16 protein-coding genes and 1 pseudogene are annotated in these 22,229 nt (G+C 70.6%); 7 read left to right on the top strand and 10 right to left on the bottom strand.

The window, feature by feature from the left end:
• Positions 1-25: 25 nt before the first annotated feature.
• Positions 26-1,366 carry an L-lysine 6-transaminase gene (lat, locus tag ACQPYY_RS05380; RefSeq protein WP_433592949.1) on the bottom strand — a complete coding sequence of 447 codons (1,341 nt, stop codon included), beginning with the start codon at positions 1,364-1,366 and terminating at the stop codon, positions 26-28.
• Between the two features lie 100 nt (positions 1,367-1,466).
• A complete protein-coding gene (locus tag ACQPYY_RS05375; protein ID WP_040855781.1) occupies positions 1,467-1,919 on the bottom strand; it encodes an Lrp/AsnC family transcriptional regulator in 453 nt (150 codons plus the stop codon).
• Positions 1,920-1,978: 59 nt separating this feature from the next.
• On the opposite strand from ACQPYY_RS05375, the gene amaB reads away from it, so the two are divergent.
• Positions 1,979-3,508, top strand: a complete 1,530-nt coding sequence (gene amaB, locus ACQPYY_RS05370; protein ID WP_433592948.1) for an L-piperidine-6-carboxylate dehydrogenase — start codon at positions 1,979-1,981, stop codon at positions 3,506-3,508.
• Here the strand turns inward: amaB and ACQPYY_RS05365 are convergent, their stop codons facing one another.
• Together ACQPYY_RS05365 and ACQPYY_RS05360 are read right to left on the bottom strand one after the other, a co-directional pair.
• Positions 3,509-4,354, bottom strand: coding sequence for an SDR family oxidoreductase (locus ACQPYY_RS05365; RefSeq protein WP_433592947.1), 846 nt, complete (start codon positions 4,352-4,354; stop codon positions 3,509-3,511).
• Positions 4,351-5,310, bottom strand: a complete 960-nt coding sequence (locus ACQPYY_RS05360) for a patatin-like phospholipase family protein (protein ID WP_433592946.1) — start codon at positions 5,308-5,310, stop codon at positions 4,351-4,353. The genes ACQPYY_RS05365 and ACQPYY_RS05360 overlap by 4 nt, the downstream gene beginning before the upstream one ends.
• Positions 5,311-5,379: 69 nt before the next feature.
• Between ACQPYY_RS05360 and ACQPYY_RS05355 the strand changes: the two genes are divergently transcribed.
• A complete protein-coding gene (locus ACQPYY_RS05355; protein WP_379105490.1) occupies positions 5,380-6,015 on the top strand; it encodes a TetR/AcrR family transcriptional regulator in 636 nt (211 codons plus the stop codon).
• Here the strand turns inward: ACQPYY_RS05355 and ACQPYY_RS05350 are convergent.
• The gene (locus ACQPYY_RS05350) at positions 5,963-6,505 is read right to left on the bottom strand and encodes a histidine phosphatase family protein (protein ID WP_357282165.1); all 543 of its coding nucleotides are present in this window, start codon (positions 6,503-6,505) and stop codon (positions 5,963-5,965) included. The genes ACQPYY_RS05355 and ACQPYY_RS05350 overlap by 53 nt on opposite strands.
• A gap of 112 nt (positions 6,506-6,617) precedes the next feature.
• Between ACQPYY_RS05350 and ACQPYY_RS05345 the strand changes: the two are divergent.
• The 4 genes and pseudogenes from ACQPYY_RS05345 to ACQPYY_RS05330 all read left to right on the top strand — a co-directional run.
• Positions 6,618-10,448, top strand: a pseudogene (locus tag ACQPYY_RS05345) (ATP-dependent helicase); the annotation flags it as partial.
• Positions 10,449-10,979: 531 nt separating this feature from the next.
• Positions 10,980-11,723: an Lhr family helicase gene (locus ACQPYY_RS05340; protein ID WP_433594569.1), complete on the top strand. Its 744-nt coding sequence runs from the start codon at positions 10,980-10,982 to the stop codon at positions 11,721-11,723.
• 174 nt (positions 11,724-11,897) lie between these two features.
• On the top strand, positions 11,898-12,668 hold the full coding sequence (locus ACQPYY_RS05335) for a DNA-formamidopyrimidine glycosylase family protein (RefSeq protein WP_433592945.1): 771 nt from the start codon (positions 11,898-11,900) through the stop codon (positions 12,666-12,668).
• 104 nt (positions 12,669-12,772) lie between these two features.
• Positions 12,773-13,411, top strand: coding sequence for an NADPH-dependent F420 reductase (locus ACQPYY_RS05330; RefSeq protein ID WP_379105484.1), 639 nt, complete (start codon positions 12,773-12,775; stop codon positions 13,409-13,411).
• 50 nt (positions 13,412-13,461) lie between these two features.
• Here ACQPYY_RS05330 and glpD read toward each other — a convergent pair whose 3' ends face one another.
• On the bottom strand, positions 13,462-15,210 hold the full coding sequence (glpD, locus tag ACQPYY_RS05325; RefSeq protein WP_379105482.1) for a glycerol-3-phosphate dehydrogenase: 1,749 nt from the start codon (positions 15,208-15,210) through the stop codon (positions 13,462-13,464).
• 93 nt (positions 15,211-15,303) lie between these two features.
• On the opposite strand from glpD, the gene glpK reads away from it, so the two are divergent.
• Positions 15,304-16,800 carry a glycerol kinase GlpK gene (gene glpK, locus ACQPYY_RS05320; RefSeq protein WP_379105480.1) on the top strand — a complete coding sequence of 499 codons (1,497 nt, stop codon included), beginning with the start codon at positions 15,304-15,306 and terminating at the stop codon, positions 16,798-16,800.
• Here glpK and ACQPYY_RS05315 read toward each other — a convergent pair.
• The 4 genes from ACQPYY_RS05315 to ACQPYY_RS05300 all read right to left on the bottom strand — a co-directional run bounded on the left by ACQPYY_RS05315 (position 16,785) and on the right by ACQPYY_RS05300 (position 22,162).
• A complete protein-coding gene (locus ACQPYY_RS05315) occupies positions 16,785-17,966 on the bottom strand; it encodes a PLP-dependent aminotransferase family protein (protein WP_433592944.1) in 1,182 nt (393 codons plus the stop codon). The two genes, glpK and ACQPYY_RS05315, sit on opposite strands and share 16 nt — an antisense overlap.
• A 133-nt stretch (positions 17,967-18,099) precedes the next feature.
• Positions 18,100-19,239 (bottom strand): hypothetical protein, encoded by a 1,140-nt coding sequence (locus ACQPYY_RS05310; RefSeq protein WP_433592943.1) that lies wholly within the window; start codon positions 19,237-19,239, stop codon positions 18,100-18,102.
• A gap of 103 nt (positions 19,240-19,342) precedes the next feature.
• Positions 19,343-20,563 (bottom strand): hypothetical protein, encoded by a 1,221-nt coding sequence (locus tag ACQPYY_RS05305; protein WP_433592942.1) that lies wholly within the window; start codon positions 20,561-20,563, stop codon positions 19,343-19,345.
• 195 nt (positions 20,564-20,758) lie between these two features.
• Entirely contained in the window at positions 20,759-22,162 is a 1,404-nt protein-coding gene (locus tag ACQPYY_RS05300; protein WP_433592941.1) for an NAD(P)H-quinone dehydrogenase, read from the bottom strand.
• Positions 22,163-22,229: the final 67 nt, after the last annotated feature.

Here is a 22,229-nt window from a genome sequence, read left to right as displayed (position 1 = left end):
CGGATCGGGCGATCCGGCTTGCGGCTCAACCCAATACGCGGTCGAGAGCGTCCACGGCCTCGTCGAGTTCGGCGGCGGTCACTGTGAGCGGCGGCCGGAAGCGGATGCCGCGTTCGCCGGTGCCGAGGATCAGGACGTGCTCCTGCTCGAGCAGGCGGTTCACCACGTCGTTGCGGAGCGCCGCGGATTCGAGGGTGATCGCGCACATCAGTCCGCGGCCGCGCGGATCGGTGACTTCCGCATGGGCGGTGGACAATTCGATCAGGCGGTCGAGCAGGTGGGGGCCGAGGTCGCGGGCGCGGGACACCAGGTTCTCGTGCTCGATCACCTCGAAGACGCGGCGGGCGCGCACCATGTCGGCGAGGTTGCCGCCCCAGGTGGAGTTGAGGCGGGAGCTGACCCGGAAGACGTTGTTGGGCACCTCGTCGACGCGGCCGCCGGCCATGATGCCGCACACCTGGGTCTTCTTGCCGAAGGCGACGATGTCGGGCTCGAGCCCGAGTTGCTGGTAGGCCCACACGGTGCCGGTCATACCGACGCCGGTCTGCACCTCGTCGAGGATGAACAACGCGTCGTGCTCGTGGCACAGCTGCTGGATCGCGGACAGGAACTGCGGCCGCAGGTGCCGGTCGCCGCCCTCGCCCTGGATCGGTTCGGCGATGAAACATGCTATGTCATGCGGGTTTTCATGGAAGGCGCGGCGGGCCTGGCCCAGGGCGTGGCGCTCGGCGGCCTCGATGTCGAGGTGGTCGGGGCCCACGTACGGGGTATCGATGCGCGGCCAGTCGAACTTCGGGAAGCGCGCGGTCTTCACCGGATCGGTGTTGGTGAGCGAGAGCGTGTACCCGCTGCGCCCATGGAAGGCCCCGGTCAGATGCAGCACCTTGGTGCCGAGTTCGGCTGGGCGGCCGTGGCTTTCGTTGTGCCGGGACTTCCAGTCGAAGGCGGCCTTGAGGGCGTTCTCGACGGCGAGCGCGCCGCCGTCGATGAAGAACAGGTGCGGCAGTCGCGGATCGCCCAGCACGCGCACGAAAGTGTCTATGAAGCGCGCCATTTCGACGGTGTAGATGTCGGAGTTGCTGGGCTTGTTGAGCGCGGCGGTGGTGAGGCCGGACAGGAAGCGCTTGTCGCCGACCAGGGCCGGATGGTTCATGCCCAGCGTGTTGGACGCGAAGAAGCCGAACATGTCCAGGTAGGAGGTGCCGTCGCGGGCGTCGACCAGTCGGAGTCCACGAGATTTGCGCAGGTCCAGTACGAGGTCGAAGCCGTCGGCGAGGATGCTCGCCGACAGGATCTCATGCACCCGGGCGGGGGTGACAACGGTGGATTCGGCGGCCGCCCCGAGCCGATCGAGTTCGAGGGTCACGCCCTCAGGGTAAATGAATATTTACGGCAATGCCCGTAAGTTCCGGAATAATTACGTCCGTAACCGTGTCGTCATCCGAATGTCTGCGGCTTGACCGGGGCTACTTGTCATAGAATGTTTGCAGAATGATGGTGCTTCGCGTCCTGACATTGGCCGTAGCGCGGATCTCCTGCAGCAGCTGCTCCAGGTGTCTGGGCGAGGCCACCCGCACCATGAGCATGTAGCTCTCGTCTCCGGCCACCGAATGACACGCCTCGATGCCCGGAATGTGCTGCAGCAGTGCGGGTGCGTCATCGGGTTGCGACGGGTCGAGAGGAGTGATCGCGACGAAAGCCGACAGCATCTGGCCCAGCGCCTCGGGGTCGACATTCGCCGTGTAGCCGCGAATCACGCCCCGCGCCTCGAGCCGCCGCACCCGCGACTGCACCGCGGACACCGAAAGGTTGGCCTTCTCCGCCAGATTGGACAGGGTGGCGCGACCATCGGCAATCAGCTCACGGATCAGCAGTCGATCGATGTCGTCGAGTACAAGTTTCGCCGGTGTATCCGCCATCAGCGAAGGCTAACGCAGCGAAACGAACTCGGTTGCCGGAACCCAACCTGGAGCATGTAATGACTCACGCACTGACCGAGACCGCGACCCGTGAGCTCCGTGAGCGGACGGAGACGCTGCTGCGACGGCTGGGCGTCGACACGCCCGAGCCGGGTGAACTCTCGGCCCGCACCCCGATCACCGGCGGTGAACTGATCACCCTGCGCGCGAGCGACTCCGCCGCGGTGGACGCCGCCATCGGCCGGGCGCACGCGGCCTTCCGGGACTGGCGGACGGTCCCGGCGCCGCAGCGCGCGGCGGTGGTGCGACGGCTGGCGGCGCTGCTCACCGACCACCGGGACGACCTGGGCGAACTGGTCACCCTGGAGGCGGGCAAGATCGGCGCGGAGGCCCGCGGCGAGGTCCAGGAGATGATCGATGTCTGCGAGTTCGCCATCGGTCTGTCGCGGCAGCTGTACGGGCGGACCATGCCATCGGAGCGGCCCGGCCACCGGCTGATGGAGACCTGGCATCCACTCGGGGTGGCCGGGGTGATCTCGGCGTTCAACTTCCCGGTCGCGGTGTGGGCGTGGAACACCGCCATCGCGCTGGTGTGCGGGGACACGGTGGTGTGGAAGCCGTCGGAGACGACGCCGCTGACCGCGCTGGCCTGTCACGCGCTGCTGCGCCGGGCGGCGATCGACGTGGGCGCGGATCCCGAAGTGCACCAGTTGATCCAGGGCCCGGCGGCGGTCGGCGAGCAGCTGGTGGACGATCCGCGGGTGGCGCTGGTGAGCGCGACCGGGTCGGTGCGGATGGGTCGGCTGGTCGCGCCGCGGGTGGCGGCCCGGTTCGGGCGCTGCCTGCTGGAGCTGGGCGGCAACAACGCCGCCATCGTGGCGCCCTCGGCGGATCTGGAGCTGGCCACCCGGGGCATCGTGTTCGCGGCCGCGGGCACGGCCGGTCAGCGCTGCACCACGCTGCGCCGATTGATCGTGCACGCCGAAGTGGCCGAGCCACTGTTGAATCGGATTTCGGCGGCGTATCGGCAACTGCGCGTGGGTAATCCGCTCGAGGAGGGCGTTCTCGTCGGGCCGCTCATCAACGAGCGGGCCTACGACGGCATGTGCGCGGCGATCGATCGGGCACTGGCCGACGGCGGCGAACTGCTGTGCGGTGGTGAGCGTTTCGAGGGGCCGGACGAGAACGCCTTCTACGTCCGCCCGGCTCTGGTGCGCATGTCCGAGCAGACCACGGTGGTGCGGGAGGAGACCTTCGCGCCGATCCTGTACGCGATGACCTACCACGATCTGGATACCGCCATCGAGCTGCACAACGCGGTGCCGCAGGGTCTCTCGTCGTCGATCTTCACCCGCGATCAGCGGGAGGCGGAGCGGTTCCTGGCCGCCGACGGGTCGGACTGCGGCATCGCGAATGTCAATATCGGCACCTCGGGGGCCGAGATCGGCGGCGCGTTCGGCGGCGAGAAGCAGACGGGCGGTGGCCGCGAGTCCGGGTCGGACTCGTGGAAGGCGTACATGCGCCGGGCCACCAACACCGTCAACTACTCCACCGAACTGCCACTGGCGCAGGGCATCCGGTTCGAGTGACTAGTCCTCGGCGTTGATCGCGCGCACCTGCTCCTCGTAGCGTGCGCGCGCCTGCTCGTCGGCGGGGTGCAGGGCCCGGTCGCCGTTGAAGAGCCGGCGGACCAGCCGGACCGCGGGCTCGGGCGCGGCGGCCAGGGCGACGTCGATGGGGCCGAGGTAGTTCGGGACGGCGACTTCGGCGCGACGGCTGCGGACCGTGCCGACGATGGCCTCGGCCACGTCCTCCGGGTCGACGGTGGGCATGCCGCCGCCCAGCGCGAGGCCCGAGGACAAGCGGGTGCGCACGGCCGAGGGCATGACGCAGCTGACGCTGACGCCCCGCGGCGCGAACTCCAGACGCGTCGCGGCGGAGAGGCCCACGGCGGCGAACTTGCTGGCGTTGTACACGGCCAGACCGGCGACCGGGATCTTGCCGGCCAGTGAGGCCACGTTCACCACATGGCCGTGGCCACGCTCGATCATGCCGGGGACCACGGCGCGCATGCCGTGGATGAGTCCCCAGACATTGACGTCGATGGTGGTGTGCCCCACCGCGTCCGCCTCGTCGAGGAAGGCGCCGGCGGGCATGACGCCGGCATTGTTGACCAGGATGTCGACGCGGCCGAAGTCGGCGACGACCTTGTCCCACCGGGCCCGATCGCGCACGTCGAGCTCGAACGCCCGCCCGTCGAGCGCGGCCGCGGCGGCCTGCGCGGCGGCGGTGTCCACGTCGCCGATGGCGACCTGCGCGCCCTTGCTCGCGAACAGTTCGGCCGTGCACTGGCCGATGCCGCGGCCCGCGCCGGTGATCAGGACTCGCGCGCCGGCGAGATCGATGGCCGGGTAACCGTTTCCGAAGAGGCTCATGCGAAGACTCCCTGCTCGACCCGGCCGCGGAGGCTGCCGAGGCCGTGTTCGAAGGTGGGCAGACGGCGGCGGCCGTCCATGAAGTTCGGGCCCATGACCGCGAGGTCATCGGCGGTGGCGTCGATGCGCAGCACCTTGACGCCGCTCGCGCGCAGCAACGCGATCTCGGCATCGAGCTTCTCGCTCATGCGGTTTCGCAGCTGCCGTTCGACGAAGTGGCCCGCACTGGTGACGGGCAGGCGGCCGGTGGAGGCCATGGGCGTGATCACCACGACCTCGTCGAGCCCGGCCGGGATGAGCAGGTCGGCCGAGGCGGTGGACGCCGCGCCGCCGTCGATGAACTGCCGGCCCGCGATCGGGACCGCCGGGAACCAGCCGGGCACCGCCCACGAAGCCCGCAGGGCCGCACCGAGATTCGTGTCCGGCGCGGACGGCGATCCGAACGCGACGCGTTCACCGCTGGCATTGTCCATGGCCACCAGCCAGGTCGCCGGGTGCTGGACCCAGTCGCGGCCCGGCTCGAGACGTTCGGCCAGGGACTGCAGCCAGGCCGGGTTGCCGCCCCCCAGCGGCAGCAACCCGCTGCCCGCGGTGAGCAGGGCGTGCCCGTTTCCGGGGCGGGCCAGCAGTTCTCGGACCGCGCGGCCGGGTGCGCCCAGGCGCGGGCGCGGCAGCGGCGGGAATCGTCCGGGCTCCGAACGCATGTGGGCGGTGAGGATCGGGTTGGTCGAGGTGCCGCGCTGCATGGCGACCAGTTCGTCGACGGCGATCCCGCTGCCCAGCATGGTGAGCGCTTCCGCGCCCGCCGAGGTGCCGATCATGACGTCGGCGGTGCGGGGATCCCAGTCCAGGACGTCCTGGACGGCGGCGAGCGCGGCGACGATCCAGGCCATCCCGACGGTGCCGCCGCAGCCGATGGCCAGGCCACGTCGCTGTGACCCGTTCCTAGTACTCATGGTTTCACACACTAGCAGTTTTCAAATACCGTCGGTATCCCAAATCTGGGAGAACCTAGAATCTCAGTCATGGCACGACTGACCAGGACCGAGAGCCAGGCCCGCACCCGCGCGGACCTGCTGGCCACCGCGCGCGACATGTTCCTGACAGACGGCTACGCCAAGACCAGCCTGGAACGGGTGGCCGAGGAGGCCGGGTACTCCAAAGGCGCGGTCTACTCCAACTTCCGGACCAAGTCGGCGCTCTGCCTCGAGGTGCTCGCCCTCATACACGAGACCAAGTTCGGGGAGGTCAGCGAACTGCTCGCGGGCGAGGACACCTTGGAGACCCGGCTCGACCGCTTCCAGGACTGGGCCGAACACACCCTCGGCGACGTCGGCTGGACCATGCTGGAATTCGAGTTCGCCATCGTGGCCCGGGACGACCCGGCATTGCAGGCCGCCCTGGTGTCGAACCTGAGCCTGGTGCGCGGCACGGTCGCGGCGCAATTGCAGGCGCTGGCCGACTCCACGGGCCTGGCGCTGCCGATGCCGGCCGAGGACGCCGCCACGGCGGTGCTGAGTCTCGGTCTGGGACTGGGCATTCAGCGCGCCATCGATCCGAGCCTGCCCGCCCGGCTGATCACCGACGCCGTGCGGGCCATGGTGCTGGCTAACGGAAGTGCAGCGTCCATTCGCCGCGATAGTGCAGCCGGGTCACGCTGACCGGCGGAACGTCGATGCGCCAGAACGAATTCGCGGGCGCGTCCAGGGTGACGAGCAGTGCGGCGCGGATCACCGCCGGGTGCGTGATGGCGATGGTCGGCTCACCGTCGAGCGCGATGTCGGCGAGCCACTCCCCCGTGCGCTCGATGACGTCCACGACCGCCTCGCCGCCGTGGCCGCGAAAGTTCGGATCGGTGAGCCAGAGATAGAGGTCCTCCTTGGGGACGGACATGAGCTCACCACCGCGCCACGCCCCCGCGTCGAGGTCGCGTAATCGGTCGTCCTCGTCACCCATCAGGCCCATGAGGGTGGCGGTCTCGACGGTGCGGCGCTCCGGCGCGGTGATGACGCGCGCGGCATGCAGCCGCCCACAGGAGGAGACCGCGCGGCGCCCGGCTTCGGTGAGGGGTTCGTCGACGGGGAATCGTGCTTTGCGCATGGCCTCGGTCATACCGTGACTGACCAGGTCCAGCCGGAGCACCTTCTGCACGATCCGAAGCCTACGCGCGGGGCCGGGGGCCGCGGCGGGATTGCCTGCCCTTCGCTCCGCGCCCGCGCACCGGTTCGCCGGCTCTGTCGGTGGGCGGGTGCAGACTGGGACGATGGATCGGTTCTCGCCCGCGACTCGAGAGTGGTTCGACGGCGCCTTCCCCGCGCCGACGGCCGCCCAGCTGGGGGCCTGGGAATCCATCGCGGCGGGGCAGCACACGCTGGTGATCGCGCCCACCGGGTCGGGCAAGACCCTGTCGGCGTTCCTGTGGGCCATCGACCGGCTGGCCGCCCGGGAACCCGAGCCGGGGCCGCGCAAGACCTCCGTCCTCTATATCTCGCCGTTGAAAGCGCTGGCGGTGGACGTGGAGCGGAATCTGCGCGCGCCGCTGGTGGGGATCACGCAGACGGCGAAACGGCTGGGGGTGGCCGCGCCCGAGATCCGGGTGGGGGTGCGGTCGGGTGATACCAGCGCGGCGGATCGTCGGGGCATGCAGCGCACGCCGCCGGACATTCTGATCACCACGCCGGAATCGCTGTTCCTCATGCTGACCTCGGCGGCGCGGGAGACGCTGAGCGGGGTGCACACGGTCATCGTCGACGAGGTGCACGCCATCGCGGGCTCCAAACGCGGTGCGCACCTTGCGCTTTCGCTGGCACGGCTGGATCTGCTGCGTTCGGAGCAGTCGGCGCGGCCCGCCCAGCGGATCGGCCTGTCGGCGACGGTGCGGCCGCCCGAGGAGGTGGGGCGGTTCCTGGTGGGGAGCGCGCCCATCACCATCGTCGCGCCGCCCGCGCCCAAGACCTTCGACCTGTCGGTGCGGGTGCCGGTCGCGGATATGACCGAACCCGGTGCGGGAGCGGAGGATTCGGATCAACCCGGCTCGATCTGGCCGCACGTGGACGAGGCGATCGTGGATCTGGTGCTGGAGCATCGGTCCTCGATCGTGTTCGCGAATTCGCGGCGGCTCTCCGAACGGCTCACCGCTCGCTTGAACGAGGCGTACGCGGCGCGCATCGGGGAATCGGTGGACACCGAGCACGCGCCGCCCGCGCAGCTGGGGGCGTCCACCGAGGTGATCCACGGCGCGACAACGCTTCTCGCGCGCGCCCACCACGGGTCGGTGAGCAAGGAGCAGCGGGCGCTCATCGAGGACGACCTCAAGACCGGGCGGCTGCGGTGCGTGGTCGCCACCAGCAGCCTCGAACTCGGCATCGACATGGGCGCGGTGGAGTTGGTGGTGCAGGTCGAGGCGCCGCCTTCGGTGGCGTCCGGACTGCAGCGGGTCGGCCGGGCCGGGCACCAGGTGGGCGAGATCTCGCGGGGCGTCATCTTCCCCAAGCACCGCACCGACGTCATCCACTGCGCGGTGGCGTCGCAGCGCATGGTGGCCGGGCAGATCGAACAGCTCCAGGTCCCCGCGCATCCCCTCGACATCCTGGCGCAGCAGACGGTCGCGGCCTGCGCGCTGGAGCCCATCGACGCCGACGCCTGGTTCGACACCGTCCGCGGCACCGGAAGCTATGCGGCGCTGCCCCGTTCGGCCTACGAATCGGTGCTGGATCTGCTGGCGGGCCGCTACCCCTCCGACGAGTTCGCCGAGCTGCGGCCCCGCATCGTGTGGGATCGCGACGCCGGGACGCTCACCGGCCGTCCGGGGGCGCAGCGGCTGGCGGTGACCTCCGGCGGCGCGATCCCGGATCGCGGCCTGTTCCCGGTGTTCATGGTCGGCGAAAAGGCGTCCCGGGTCGGCGAACTCGACGAGGAGATGGTCTACGAGTCGCGGGTGGGCGACGTCTTCGCCCTCGGCGCGACGAGCTGGCGCATCGAGGAGATCAGCTTCGACCGGGTACTGGTGACGCCGGCTTTCGGCCAACCCGGGCGTCTCCCCTTCTGGCACGGCGATTCCCTGGGCCGTCCCGCCGAACTGGGCGCGGCTCTGGGCGAATTCGTGCGACAGGCGGGGCAGGCCGTCGAACAACACCGCGCACCCGCTCGAACCGCGGCCGAGGTGAAGACCGCGGCCGCGGGAAAGGCCACCGCGCGAAAGGCCACCGCCGCGACGGCCGAAGGGCGCGCGCCCGTCGAATTGGCCCGGGCGCTGACCGAATTCGCCGCGGAGCACGACACCGAGGCGACGGCGGCGGACTCCTCGACAACCGGTGTCGCGCGGGCACGCGCCTCGAAAGCCGGTGCCACCGGTCGCAAGGCCGCACCGGAGACAGAGCTGGAGCGGGTCTCACGGGTGGCGGGCCTGGATGCGAACGCCACCGGGAATCTGGTGTCGCTGCTGGCCGAACAGCGGGAGGCGACCGGGCAGTTGCCGACGGACAAGACGCTGGTCGTGGAACGCTTCCGCGATGAGCTCGGCGACTGGCGGGTGGTGTTGCACTCGCCGTACGGGCTGCCGGTGCACGCGCCGTGGGCCTTGGCGGTCGGAGCGCGGCTGCGGGAGCGGTTCGGGGTGGATGCCGCGCCCACGCCGTCCGACGACGGGATCGTGGTCCGGCTCCCGGACACCACCGATGATCCGCCCGGCGCGGAACTGTTCGTCTTCGAGACCGACGAGATCGACGACCTGGTCACCGAACAGGTCGGCGGCTCCGCGCTTTTCGCGTCTCGCTTCCGGGAGTGCGCGGCCCGGGCGCTGCTGCTGCCGCGCCGCGACCCCGGCAAACGCGCGCCGCTGTGGCAGCAGCGGCAGCGGGCCGCCCAGCTGCTGGACGTGGCGCGCAAGTTCCCCGAATTCCCGATCCTGCTGGAGACGGTCCGCGAGTGCCTGCAGGACGTATACGACCTGCCATCGCTGCGGGATCTGCTGGGCCGGGTCGCGCGGCGGCAGATCCGGCTGGTGGAGGTGGAGACCGCCGCCCCGTCGCCGTTCGCGAACTCGCTGCTGTTCGACTACATCGGGCAGTTCATGTACGAGGGCGACAGCCCGCTCGCCGAACGACGCGCGGCCGCACTGTCGCTGGACTCCAGTCTGCTCGCGGAGCTGCTCGGCCGGGTCGAGCTGCGCGAGCTGCTCGATGCCGCCGTCCTCGAACAAACCGAGCGGGAGTTGCAGCGGCTCACGCCCGAGCGTCACGCCCGGGACATGGAAGGACTCGCGGACCTGCTGCGGCTGCTCGGGCCGTTGACCGCCGAGGAGGCCGCCGAGCGGTGCGTGGACGATCCCCGGAAGTGGTTCGCCGAACTCGTGACATCACGCCGCGCGCTGGAGGTTTCCTTCGCCGGATCGCGGTGGTGGGTGGCCATCGAGGACGCGTCCCGCCTTCGTGACGCCCTCGGCGTCCCGCTGCCGATCGGCGTCCCCGCCGCCTTCATCGAGCCCGTCGCCGACCCGCTGGGCGACCTGATCGGCCGCTACGCCCGCACCCACGGACCGTTCACCCTCACCCAGGCGGCCCACCGTTTCGGTCTCGGTCCGGCTGTGGCGGCGACCGCCCTGCACCGCTTGGCCCTCGAAAAGCGTGTGGTGGAAGGCGAATTCACGCCCGGCGCGGCGGGCACCGAGTGGTGTGACAGCGAAGTCCTGCGCCGCCTCCGCCGCCGCTCCCTGGCCGCCGCCCGCAAGGAGGTGGAACCGGTCGCCACCGCCGCCCTGGGCCGCTTCCTCCCGTCCTGGCAGCACGTCGGCACCGGCGAACTCCGCGGCGTGGACGGCGTCGCGGCCGTGGTGGAACAGCTCGCGGGCGTGCCGATCCCGGCCTCCGCCTGGGAATCCCTCATCCTTCCGCTCCGGGTCCGCGACTACTCCCCCGCCATGCTCGACGAACTCATGGCCACCGGTGAGGTGATCTGGTCCGGCCACGGCTCCATCACCGCCAAGGACGGCTGGATCGCGCTGCACCCCGCCGAGCACGCGGGCCTGACCCTGCCCCCGCCCGACGACATCGACCTGTCCGACCGGCACATCAGCCTGCTGACGGCCTTGGGCGCCACGGTGATCGGCGGCACCCTGCCCCCGGCCGGAGGCTCAGCGGGCCGTGCCGGTGTGCGCGGTGCGGCGAGCCCGGACGACGCCGGACGCGACGACCCGACCACCGCCGCCGGTGCGAACGACAATGTGTCCGGCCACCGCGACAGTGCAGGTGTCGGCGGCGAGGACTCCGAGCCGATCGGCGTCGCGCTGCCGAAGGGCGAGTACCAGGTCGTCGCGGGCGGCACCGGGGGCGCGTACTTCTTCCGGCAATTGCTGGACAGCGTCAGCTCCGCGGGGTCGGCCGGTGGCATCGGCCCCCGGGGTGCGAGCGACCGTGGCCTCATTCGTTCCGGCGGCGATGTCGGTCCCGGTGGTGGTTTCGATTCGGCGAGCGGCGTCGAGGAGGCCGCGGTGACGGCGGCGCTGTGGGATCTGGTGTGGGCCGGTCACATCGGCGGCGACACCTTCGCCCCCGTGCGCGCCCTGCTGGCGGGGACCGCTCGCACCACCACCGCGCATCGGACTCCCCGGCGCGCGCCACGCGGCCGGATGTACCTGCCGCGCGGTGGAATGCCCGCGCGCACGTCCTCCCCGCAGGTGGCCGGGCGCTGGTCATTGCTGCCGGAGCGGGTGGCCGACCCGACGGTTCGCGCGCATGCCACCGCGGATGTGCTGCTGGAGCGCTACGGCGTGCTGACTCGAGGTTCGGTGCAGAGCGAAGGGGTGCCGGGCGGGTTCGCGCTGATGTACCGGGTGCTGACCGAGTTCGAGGACCGGGGGCGTTGCCGTCGCGGCTACTTCGTGGATTCGCTGGGCGGTGCGCAGTTCTCGACCACCGATGTGGTCGATCGGTTGCGGTCGTTCGACACCGATCGGAATCGGTCGGTCGGAGACGGCTTCTCGCACGAGCCGGTGGGTAAGGCCGTGGTGCTGGCCTCCTGCGATCCGGCCAATCCCTATGGCGCGGCGCTACCCTGGCCCAAGGCCGCGGCCGAGGGCGCGGGACATCGGCCGGGTCGCAAGGCGGGCGCACTCGTGGTGCTGGTGGACGGCGAGCTGGCGCTGTATCTGGAACGCGGCGGCAAGACGTTGCTGACCTTCACCGAGGATCCGGCTGTGCGGACGGCCGCGGCCGCCGCGCTGGCCGGGCTGGTTCACGATCGCCGCGTCGATTCGCTGGTCATCGACCGGGTGAACGGCGAATCGGTGCACGGCAACACCTTCGCCGGTTTCCTGGCCGAGGCCGGTTTCGCCGCCACGCCGAAGGGCTTCCGGCTCCGGAGCCGACCGTGAGTCGCATGTCGCCCCGCGTACCGCGGGCCGCGGTCCGGCGGCGGAAGGCAGCCCTCCGACGGCGATCGGACACCCGGCGTGGGGCCTCGGTCGCCGCCACAGCCCGAGCTTCGTGCCCGGTTGTGCCCACCCCGGGCGACCACACGCCGCCCTCGGACCGCGGCGGGGTCGGCCGTGCCTGAGGGCGATGCCGTCTTCCTCACCGCGGCACGGCTGCGGAAGGCGCTCGACGGCAAGGTGTTGACGCGCAGTGACTTCCGGGTGCCCCGGTACGCGACGCTGGATCTGCGCGGGCAGCGGGTCGAGAGCGTCGCAACCTACGGCAAGCATTTGTTCGTCCGGACACCCGAGCTGAGCATTCACACGCATCTGAAGATGGAGGGTGAGTGGCGGGTGTTCACGCCCGGGCAGCGGTGGAATCGGCCCGGGTTCACGGCGCGGCTGGTGCTGGGCACGGAGGACGCGGAGGCGGTCGGGTTCTCGCTGGGGCTGGTGGAGGTGCTGCGGCGGGGTGAGGAGCACACCGTCACCGACCATCTCGGGCCGGATCTGCTCGGGCCGGAGTGGGATGCCGCCGAGGCGGTGCGCCGGTTGCTGCGCGAGCCCTCGGCACCGATCGGGGTGGCGTTGCTGGATCAGACCAATCTGGCCGGGATCGGCAATATCTACCGGAGCGAGATCTGCTTTCTGCGGCGCGTCCACCCGGTGACGCCGGTGGGCGCGGTCGACGATCTGCCCGGTCTGGTCGACGAGGCGCATCGGGTGCTGACGAAGGCGGCGCACGAACCGCCGTGGCGGGCACTGGCTTACGGTCGTCAGCGGCGCCCGTGCCGGCGCTGCGGCACCAACCTGGTCGTGCATCTGCTCGGTGACGACGCGCGGGCCGATCGGGCCGAACGGGGCATCTATTTCTGTCCCCGCTGCCAGCTCCCACCGGACAGCTGACCAGCTCGTACCGGGCGGGTGACCCGGCGCGCACTGTGACGACCGGGTTTCAATGGCCCCGAAAGGTGTTCCCGGGCTGGGCTTCCGGGCCTAGGGTGGGCGGCATGAAAATCGGAATCCTGGGTACCGGGGCGGTCGGGCGCACCCTGTCGGCGCGGTTGGCAGAGCTGGGACACGATGTGGTGATCGGCACCCGCGATGTGGCCGCCACCGAGGCGCGGTCGGAGGATCCGTTCCCGGCCCCGCTGGCCACCGCGGCGGAGGCGGCCGCGGGCGCGGAGTTGATCATCAATGCGACCGCCGGACAGGCCAGCGTGGTCGCCCTGGACGGCGCGGGGGCCTCGAATCTGGCGGGCAAGGTGGTGATCGACGTGTCGAACCCCCTCGACTTCTCGGAGGGGTTCCCGCCGTTCCTCGCGGTCTGCAATACCGATTCGGTCGGCGAGCGGGTGCAGCGGGCGTTCCCCGAGGCGCGGGTGGTGAAGACGCTCAATACCGTCACCGCCGAGGTGATGGTGCATCCGGAGCGGGTGGCGAGCGGCGACCACACCATCTTCCTGTCCGGCGACGATGCCGCCGCCAAGGGCGTCGTCACCGATCTGCTGCGCGAGTTCGGCTGGGACGACATCGTCGATCTGGGCGACATCACCACCGCCCGCGGCACCGAGATGATGCTGCCGCTGTGGGTGCGGCTCATGGGCGCGCTGGGCACCACGGAGTTCAACTACAAACTGATGCGCTGAACGGCGAACCGGCGCCGCGGAATCCGTGGCGCCGGTTCATCCGATCGGGCTCAGACCGACTCGGGCTGGTTGATCGGCACCGGGTCGAGCACTTCCCGCCGCGCCTCGGGCGCCTCCGAGCGCAGCGCGTCGGCGGAGGCGTCGTCGGGCTGGGTCTGGGATTCGACCTCGGCCCGCACCCGGGCCCGGTACACGCTCACCTCGCGTTCGATGTCGGCCTCGGACCAGCCGAGCACCGGGGCCACCAGCCGCGCCACCTCGTCGGCGGAATCCACGCCGCGGTGGGCGTATTCGATGCTGATCCGGGTGCGCCGGGCCAGGATGTCGTCCAGGTGCAGGGCGGCTTCGGCGGCGGCCGCGTAGACGGCCTCGACCCGCAGGTAGCCGGGTGAGTCGGTGATCGGTTGCAGCAGATCGGGTTTCCCGGCGGCCAGCCCGAGCACCTCGTCGATGAGGGAGCCGTACCGGTTGAGCAGGTGCTGGATCCGGTACGGGTGGACGCCGTACTTCTCGGCCAGGTGCGGGGTCTGGTTCATCAGCGCGTGGTAGCCGTCGGCGCCGAGCAGCGGCACCTTCTCGGTGATGGTGGGCGACACCCGGCGCGGAATATACTGTGCCGCTTCGTCTACGGCGTCGTAGGCCATATTGCGGTAGGTGGTGTACTTGCCGCCCGCGATGGCGACCAGGCCGGGCGCGATGCGGGCGACGGCGTGTTCGCGGGAGAGTTTGGAGGTCTGGTCGCTCTCCCCGGCCAGCAGCGGCCGCAGGCCCGCGTACACGCCGGTGATGTCGGCGTGGGTGAGCGGCGTGACCAGCACCGAGTTGATGCGTTCGAGCAGGTAGTCGATATCGGATTTGGTGGCGGCGGGGTGCGCGAGGTCGAGGTTCCAGTCGGTGTCGGTGGTGCCGATGATCCAGTGGTCGGTGCTCCAGGCGATGACGAAGAGCACGGACTTCTCGGTGCGCAGGATGATGGAGGTGTCGCTGGCGATGCGGTCGCGCGGCACCACGATGTGCACGCCCTTGGACGCTCGCACATGGAATCGCCCGCGTTGCTTCGCGAGGGCCTGGAGTTCGTCGGTCCAGACTCCGGTGGCATTGATGACGACGCTGCCGTGCACCTCGGCGGTGCGCCCGTCCTCGCTGTCGCGCACCTTGACGCCGACGACCCGGTCGGCCTCCTTGAGGAATCCGACCACCTGGGTGGAGGTGCGGATGACCGCGCCGTAGTGGGCGGCGGTGCGGGCCACGGTCATGGTGTGGCGGGCGTCGTCGACGACGGTGTCGTAGTAGTTGACGCCGCCGGTGAGGGCGTCCCGTTTCAGGCCGGGCGCCTGGCGCAGGGCCGCGGACCGGGTCAGATGATGCTGTCCGGGAACCGATTTCGCGCCGCCCATGGTGTCGTAGAGGACGAGACCGGCGGTGACGTAGGGGCGTTCCCAGCCGAGATGGGTGAGCGGGTAGAGGAATTTGAGCGGCTTGACCAGGTGCGGCGCGAGGGTGGACAGCGCCAGTTCGCGCTCCTTCAGCGCCTCGCGGACCAGCCCGAATTCCATCATCTCCAGGTAGCGCAGGCCGCCGTGGAACATCTTCGAGGACCGGCTGGAAGTGCCGGACGCCAGGTCGCGGGCCTCGACCAGAGCGACTTCCAGCCCCCGGGTGGCCGCGTCCAGGGCGATGCCCGCGCCGACCACGCCGCCGCCGATCACGATGACGTCGAAGGTGTCCTTGCCGAGCTGTCCCCACGCAGCTTCGCGCTGCTCGGGGCCGAGGAACTGCGATCGCGGTTGATTCGTCATACGGAGACTCCTCCGGGCTAATATTCGGCTACCCAGCGCTACCGTAGCCCACACTAGCCCGGCGGCCGGGCTGTCGTCGGTTAGCCTCGATCAATGCGTCGCTATGTGGCCGCCATCGATCAAGGCACGACGTCGAGTCGTTGCATCGTCTTCGATCAGCAGGGCCGAATCGCCGGAGTCGCCCAGCGGGAACACGAGCAGATCTTCCCGAAACCCGGATGGGTCGAGCACGATGCCGAATCCATCTGGCGCAATACCGAATCCGTGATCGCCGAGGCCCTCCAGGCCTGTGGAATCGGGGCGTCGGACGTGGCGGCCGCCGGGGTCACCAATCAGCGCGAGACCACCGTGGTGTGGGAACGCGCCACCGGCAAGCCGATCCACCACGCCATCGTCTGGCAGGACACCCGCACCGCCGACCTGACCACCCTGCTGGCCGGCGACCAGGGCCCGAACCGGTACGCCGACCGCACCGGACTGCCGCTGTCCACCTACTTCGCCGGACCCAAGCTGCGCTGGATCCTGGACACCGTGCCGGGCGCCCGGCTGCGCGCCGAGTCCGGGGAACTGTGCTTCGGCACCATGGACAGCTGGATCCTGTGGAACCTGACCGGCGAGCACATCACCGACGTCACCAATGCCTCGCGCACCATGCTGATGGATCTGCGCACCCTGCGCTGGGACCCGCGGATCTGCGCCGAGTTCGACATCCCGATGGCCATGCTGCCCGAGATCCGCAGCAGCTCAGAGGTTTACGCGCCCATCACCGCCGGCGCGCTGGCCGGGGTCCCGGTGGCGGGCATTCTCGGCGACCAGCAGGCCGCCACCTTCGGCCAGGCCTGCCTGTCCCCCGGCGACACCAAGAACACCTACGGCACCGGCAATTTCATGCTGATGAACACCGGCACCACCCCGGTGTTCAGCGAGCACGGCCTGCTCACCACGGTCTGCTATCAGCTGGGCGACCAGCCCGCCGTGTACGCGCTGGAGGGCTCCATCGCCGTCACCGGTTCGCTGGTGCAGTGGCTGCGCGACAATCTCGGCATCATCTCCTCGGCCGAGGAGATCGAGCCGCTGGCCCGCACCGTCGCCGACAATGGCGGCGCGTACGTGGTGCCCGCCTTCTCCGGCCTGTTCGCCCCGCGCTGGCGGCCGGACGCGCGCGGCGTGGTGGCGGGCCTGACCCGCTTCGTGAACAAGGGTCATCTGGCGCGAGCGGTATTGGAGGCCACGGCTTTCCAGACCCGCGAGGTCATCGACGCGATGCGCGCCGACGCCGACGCGCAGCGCCTCGACGTCGAGAAGGTGACCTTGAAGGTGGACGGCGGCATGGTCGCCAACGAACTGCTCATGCAGTTCCAGTCCGACATCCTGGACGCCACGGTGGTGCGCCCGGTGGTCACCGAGACCACGGCGCTGGGCGCGGCCTACGCGGCGGGCCTGGCCGTCGGCTACTGGTCCTCCACCGACGACATCCGGGCCAACTGGGCCGAGGACAAGCGCTGGACCCCGAACATGCCGGCCGCCGACCGCGACCACCTGCTGCGCGAGTGGAACAAGGCGGTGGAGCGCACCTACGACTGGGCGTGAGCCGCCGCCAGCCGATCGACCGCCTGCTCGAGGGTGGCTTCCCCGGAGGTGGTGAAGCACAGGCGCATCGAGCGGGTGTAGTCGGTGGAGACGGCGAAGGCGTTGCCGGGCACGTAGGCGACGCCCGCGTCCAGGGCGCGCGGCAGCAGGGCCGCGGTGTCGGTGCCGTCGGTGAAGTCGACCCAGACGAACATGCCGCCGGAGGCGTCGGTGCTGACCACGCGGTCCCCGAAGCGGGACCGCACCGCGCCGACCAGCGCCTCGGCCCGGGCGCCGTATACCTGGCGCACCGAATCCACATGGGCGGCAAGCCAATCGGTGTCGGCGAGCAGATCGGCGGCGATCTGCTGGGTGAGGGCCGAACCGCACAGGTCCGCGCCCTGCTTGAGCAGTTCCACCGCGCGGCAGACCTGGGTCGGCGCGATCATCCAGCCCGCGCGCAGCGTGGGGGCCAGGATCTTGGACGCGCTGGACAGGCGGATCACGTTGGGCGAGTAGGTCGCGACCGGCGCGGGTGAGGGCCGATCGAACCAGAGCTCGCCGTACGGGTCGTCCTCGATGATCCAGAAGCCGTACCGCTCGGCCAGCTCCGCCAGCTCACGGCGGCGCTCCGGGACCAGGGTGACCCCGCCCGGGTTGTGGAAGTTGCTGACCGTGTGCACCACGGCGGGCCGCTCACCGGCGTCCAGGAGCTCACGCAGGGCGTCGATGCGCATGCCCTCGGCATCCAAGGGAACAGCCTCGATGCGAGCCCCGGCGGCCCGGAAGACCTGTAGCGCACCGACATACGCGGGATCCTCGACCACGACGAGCGCACCCGGATCCAGCAGCACCTCCGACAGCAGCGACAGCGCCTGCTGCGAGCCGTGGGTCACGAAGATCTCCTCGACCGGCACCGGACGGCCCAGCCGGGCGGACTCGCGGACGGCCAGCACCTCGCGCAGCGGACCCCAGCCGGGCGACTCGGTGTACTGCAACCGGGCGCGGTCGGACAGGGCGGCGTCGGCGGCCGCGGCGATGCGGTCGCGGGGCATGAGTTCGGCGTCGGGCAGACCTCCGGCCAAGCTGATGATGTCCGCGCGCGAGGTGAGTTTGAGCAGGTCACGGATCGCCGAGCTCTGCAGGCCGTCGAGCCGCCGCGCGAGGGGCGGGAAGGTCGCGGACATGAACCACCTCCGAGGGAACGCCGGGGTATGCGAAATCCCACCATGTCACACGGCGACCAGGATATGAAATCGATATCCCATATATTGAGACGTCGGGTCCAGTTTCCAGGGCCTGGACCCGGCCGGCCCCGGCCTACTCGATCGACTGGATCAGATGCTTGCCGTCGACCACCGTGGTTCTGATGTGCTCCACGTACACCTCGGTGGTGCCGTCCACCCGGTGCTCGGTGATGTCCACGTCATAGGCCTCCGGGCCGGTCTCGACGATCTTCAGACAGTAGGTGGTGCCGGCCTTGAGCGGATCGATGCCCTTGGCCTGCATGACCTCGGCGGGCGCCACCGTAGTCGCGCCGGGCACCACGAACGAGTGCGCCTTCGCGCCGCTGCGGTCCACGTAGAAGGCGTACTGGAAGCCGAGAATCGCGTCCACGCCGCTGCCGGTGCCGCCCGCGCCGTTGCCGATGGTGAGCTTGCCGTCCCGTTTGGCCGGACAGCTCAGCGCCGCCACGGTCGGCGAGGGCTTGCCGGTGGTGACCCCGGCCGTCGGAGCGGTGTCGGCGCCGCCCCGGGTCAGCGCGAAGGTGACGCCGCCGGCCACCGCGAGCACCGTCACCGCCGCTCCCGCGATCAGCCCGATCTTGCGCCACGACCGCGGCTCGGGTTCCGGTTTACGCTGCGGGACAGTAGTTTTCGGTGCGAGCGCCTTGGCGATCGGATCGTCGGCCCAGGACAGCGACTCCTCCTGCCCCGCGGCCGATTCCGCCGGCGGCGCGGGCGGGAAACCGCTGGGTGCGGACCGCCACCAGGAGTCGGCGGACCCGTCGGTCTCGGCCGGGGCCGAATTCCGTTCCGCGGCCACCGAATCGGCCTCGGGGATCCTGGTCGTCCGCTCCACGTCCACGGCGGCCGATTGCGGCCCGCCGGCCGGGATCTTGACGGTCTCTTCGACGTCGGGGGTGGCGGGAACCTGCGCCGCGGGGTTCACGGCCGGATACTGGCCCGTGGACGGTCCGGTCGCCGCCGGATATTGCCCGGTGGCGGGCTGCCACGCGTCGGGGGCCCGATACTGCGGCGGCGCGCCCGCGGGGCGCCAGGCCAGATCGGGACTCTGCGGACCCGGGGCCGGACTCCAACCCGGGCCGTCGGCGACCGGGGCCGGACCGAAATCGTTGAGGGACGGCCCGAAATCATTGAGCGAGGGCCCGAACTCGGACTCCGGCGCTCCCCCCTCGGATGCCTGACGGTCCGCGGGTTCGTCCTTGCCCGAAACCATCACCCGTCCTTTCGCCACAGACGCGTGGGGCGGTCGCTACCGACCGCCCCACGCGACGACACTGCTCCTACCGGCACCGTTCCCGGTGTATTCGAACGGCCGGTCAGTACTGGACCGAACCACCCGTCTGCGCGGTCACGCCACCGATGTCGATCGACTGCGACGGCCGGTCACCTTCGGGGAGCCTACCAATCTGAGCGGCGGCCTCGAGCACCGTGGCTCCGCCCGGGAGCAGGCGGATGAAGTTCTCGGCATTGGCCTTGGCGGCATTGGCCGCGGCCGTGTCCAGCACGAACTCGACCTTCTGGTCGTTGTCCGGGCCGCTGCCCGCGAACGCCGTCACCTTGATCTGGTTGACCGTGGTGAAGTCCAGTGACATGCCGGCCTCGCCCAGCCCACCCGGCGTGGTGTAGCCGATGGTGCCGACGTAGCCGTCCAGGTTGCTGAAGTGGTGGGTGTTGGCGGCCCAGCCCGGCAGCACCGCGCCGCCGTCGAGGTTGACGCCGAGCTCGGAGTGCGGACCGGCCATGGCGACCACCGGGGCGGCCGGAGCCGCGTCCACCGCGGGCGACTGCCACTGCGGCTTCGCCTGCGGGGTGACCGTCTGCGGGCCGGTCATGGTGTCGGCGTCCGGGTTCTGCGCCGGGGTGGTGACCGCCGGGTCCGCGCTGCGGTCGTTCGGCTTGACCGGCTGGGTGCCCGGCTGCGCCGGCACGGTGGTGCCCGGCTGGGTCGACGGCGGGGTGGCCGCGTCCTGCTGCGGGGTGACGACCGCGGGCTGGGCCGGGGTCGACTGGCCCGGCACCGGCAGCGGCGCCACACGCGGCACGGTCACGCCCGGCTGCGACGGGCGCACCGACTTCGGCTGACCCGGGTTGGTGCCCGCGGGCTGCGCGCCCGGATCGTTCTTGGGGGCGTTGGCATCCGGCTTGGGCGCGTTGGCGTCCGGCTTCGGGGTGGTGGTGCCGTCGGGCTGGGTCGCGCCCTGCGGCTGACCCGAATCCGGCTTGTCCGCACCGTTGTCCGGCGCGGAGTTGTTCGGCGTGGTGGGTGTGGTGACGCCCGGCTGGCTCTGCTGCGGCTTGGTGGTGCCCGGCTGCGTCTTCTCCGGCTTCGGCGCGGGAACCGACTGCGCCTTCGGGTCCGGGGTGGGAGTGTCGGCGGGCGGCTGCGCGCCGTCGGGCTGCTGCTGATCGGCCGGTACGGCGCCCGGGTCGGCGGGGGCGGCACTGGCGGGCGCGGACAGCAGCGACACCACCGCGGCCGCACCGGCCAGCGTCAGGGAGGTGCTCGCCTTGATCCGACTCGGCTTGCGGTGCTTCACGTTTCGCTCAATTCCTTCGTCCCTCGGCGGCACGATCAGCCTGGGCATCGAAGAGCACCGAACGGAGGGAAACGATCACCCCCGATACGTAACACTCGCGACCGCCCTGCCGATCGCTTCCGCCGCGAACTTAATCACAAGGGAGACAAGGCAGCAAGACGGGCCGGTGACAAAGGGGTGCGAAACACGTTGCGGCTAGTCCAGATCGTCGTGCCGCATGAGCTGCCGCGCGGCCTCGGTGACCGATCCGGTGAGGGAGGGATACACCGAGAAGGTCTGCGCCAGATCGTTCACCGTGAGGTTGTTCTGCACCGCCAGCGCGATCGGCAGGATCAACTCCGACGCGATCGGCGCGACCACCACGCCGCCGATCACCACACCGGTGGCGGGACGGCAGAAGATCTTCACGAAACCCCGTCGCAGGCCCGACATCTTGGCCCGCGGATTGGTGTTCAGCGGCAGCATGACCGTGCGCGCGGGGACCTCGCCCTCGTCGATGGCGGTCTGCGCGACGCCGACCGTCGCGATCTCCGGGCGCGTGAACACCGCGGAGGCAACGGTCTTCAGGCGAATCGGCTGCACGCCCTCACCCAGCGCGTGATACATGGCGATGCGGCCCTGCATGGCGGCCACCGAGGCCAGCGGCAGCAAGCCCGTGCAGTCGCCGGCGGCGTACACGCCCGGCGCGGTGGTCCGCGACACCCGGTCCACGCGCAGGAAACCACCCTTGTCGAGTTCGATGCCGAGCCGATCCAGGCCCAGCCCGTTGGTGTTCGGGACCGAACCGACCGTCATGAGCGCGTGGGTGCCGGTGACCGTGCGGCCGTCGGACAGCTTGACCACGATGCCCTCGGCGGTGCGCTCCACCGCGTCCGCGCGGGCATGCTTGACCAGCTCCACACCGCGCTCGGCGAGCGCCTCCTCCAGCACCAGCGCGGCGTCGGCGTCCTCACCGGGCAGCACGCGGTCGCGGCTGGAGACCACCTTCACCTGCACGCCCATCTCGGTATAGGCGGAGACGAATTCGGCGCCGGTGACACCGGAACCCACGACCACCAGGGTCTCGGGCAGTTCCTCGAGGTCGTAGAGCTGACGCCAGTTCAGGATTCGCTCACCGTCGGGCTCCGCGCCGGGCAGCACGCGCGGGCTGGCGCCGGTCGCGATCAGCACCACCTCGGCCTCGATGACCCGCTGCTGACCATCCTCGAGGGTGGCCTTCACCAGATGGGTGGCCAGCCCGGGGGCCTGGTCGATGAGTTCGCCGTAGCCGGACAGCACGGTCACGCCCGCGGTCATCAGCTTGGCGCGGATATCGGAGGACTGCGCCTGCGCCAGCGCCTTCACCCGGGAGTTCACCTCGGCGAGACGCACCTGCGCCTGCGAGGGATGCACCGTGATGCCCAGGTCCCGGGCGCGGCGCAGATCGGTGCGCACACCGGTGGAGGCGATGAAGGTCTTGGACGGCACGCAATCCCACAGCACGCACGCGCCGCCGATGCCGTCACTGTCGATCAGCGTGACCGGCGCGCCGTGTTGCGCCGCTACCAGTGCCGCCTCGTAACCGGCGGGACCGCCACCGATGATCGCAATGCGGGTCATTGTTCCTCCGCTCGAGCTCCGGCCTCGGGATCTCCGATGCCGGTCCTTAACGTTATCCGCCCAGCTC

Origin of the sequence: Nocardia sp. CA-145437, assembly GCF_050956485.1 — a bacterium.
Classification (GTDB): Bacteria; Actinomycetota; Actinomycetes; order Mycobacteriales; family Mycobacteriaceae; genus Nocardia.
The sequence above is the reverse complement of the archived record's forward strand: the minus strand, read 5'-3'. Positions and strand labels throughout refer to the sequence as shown.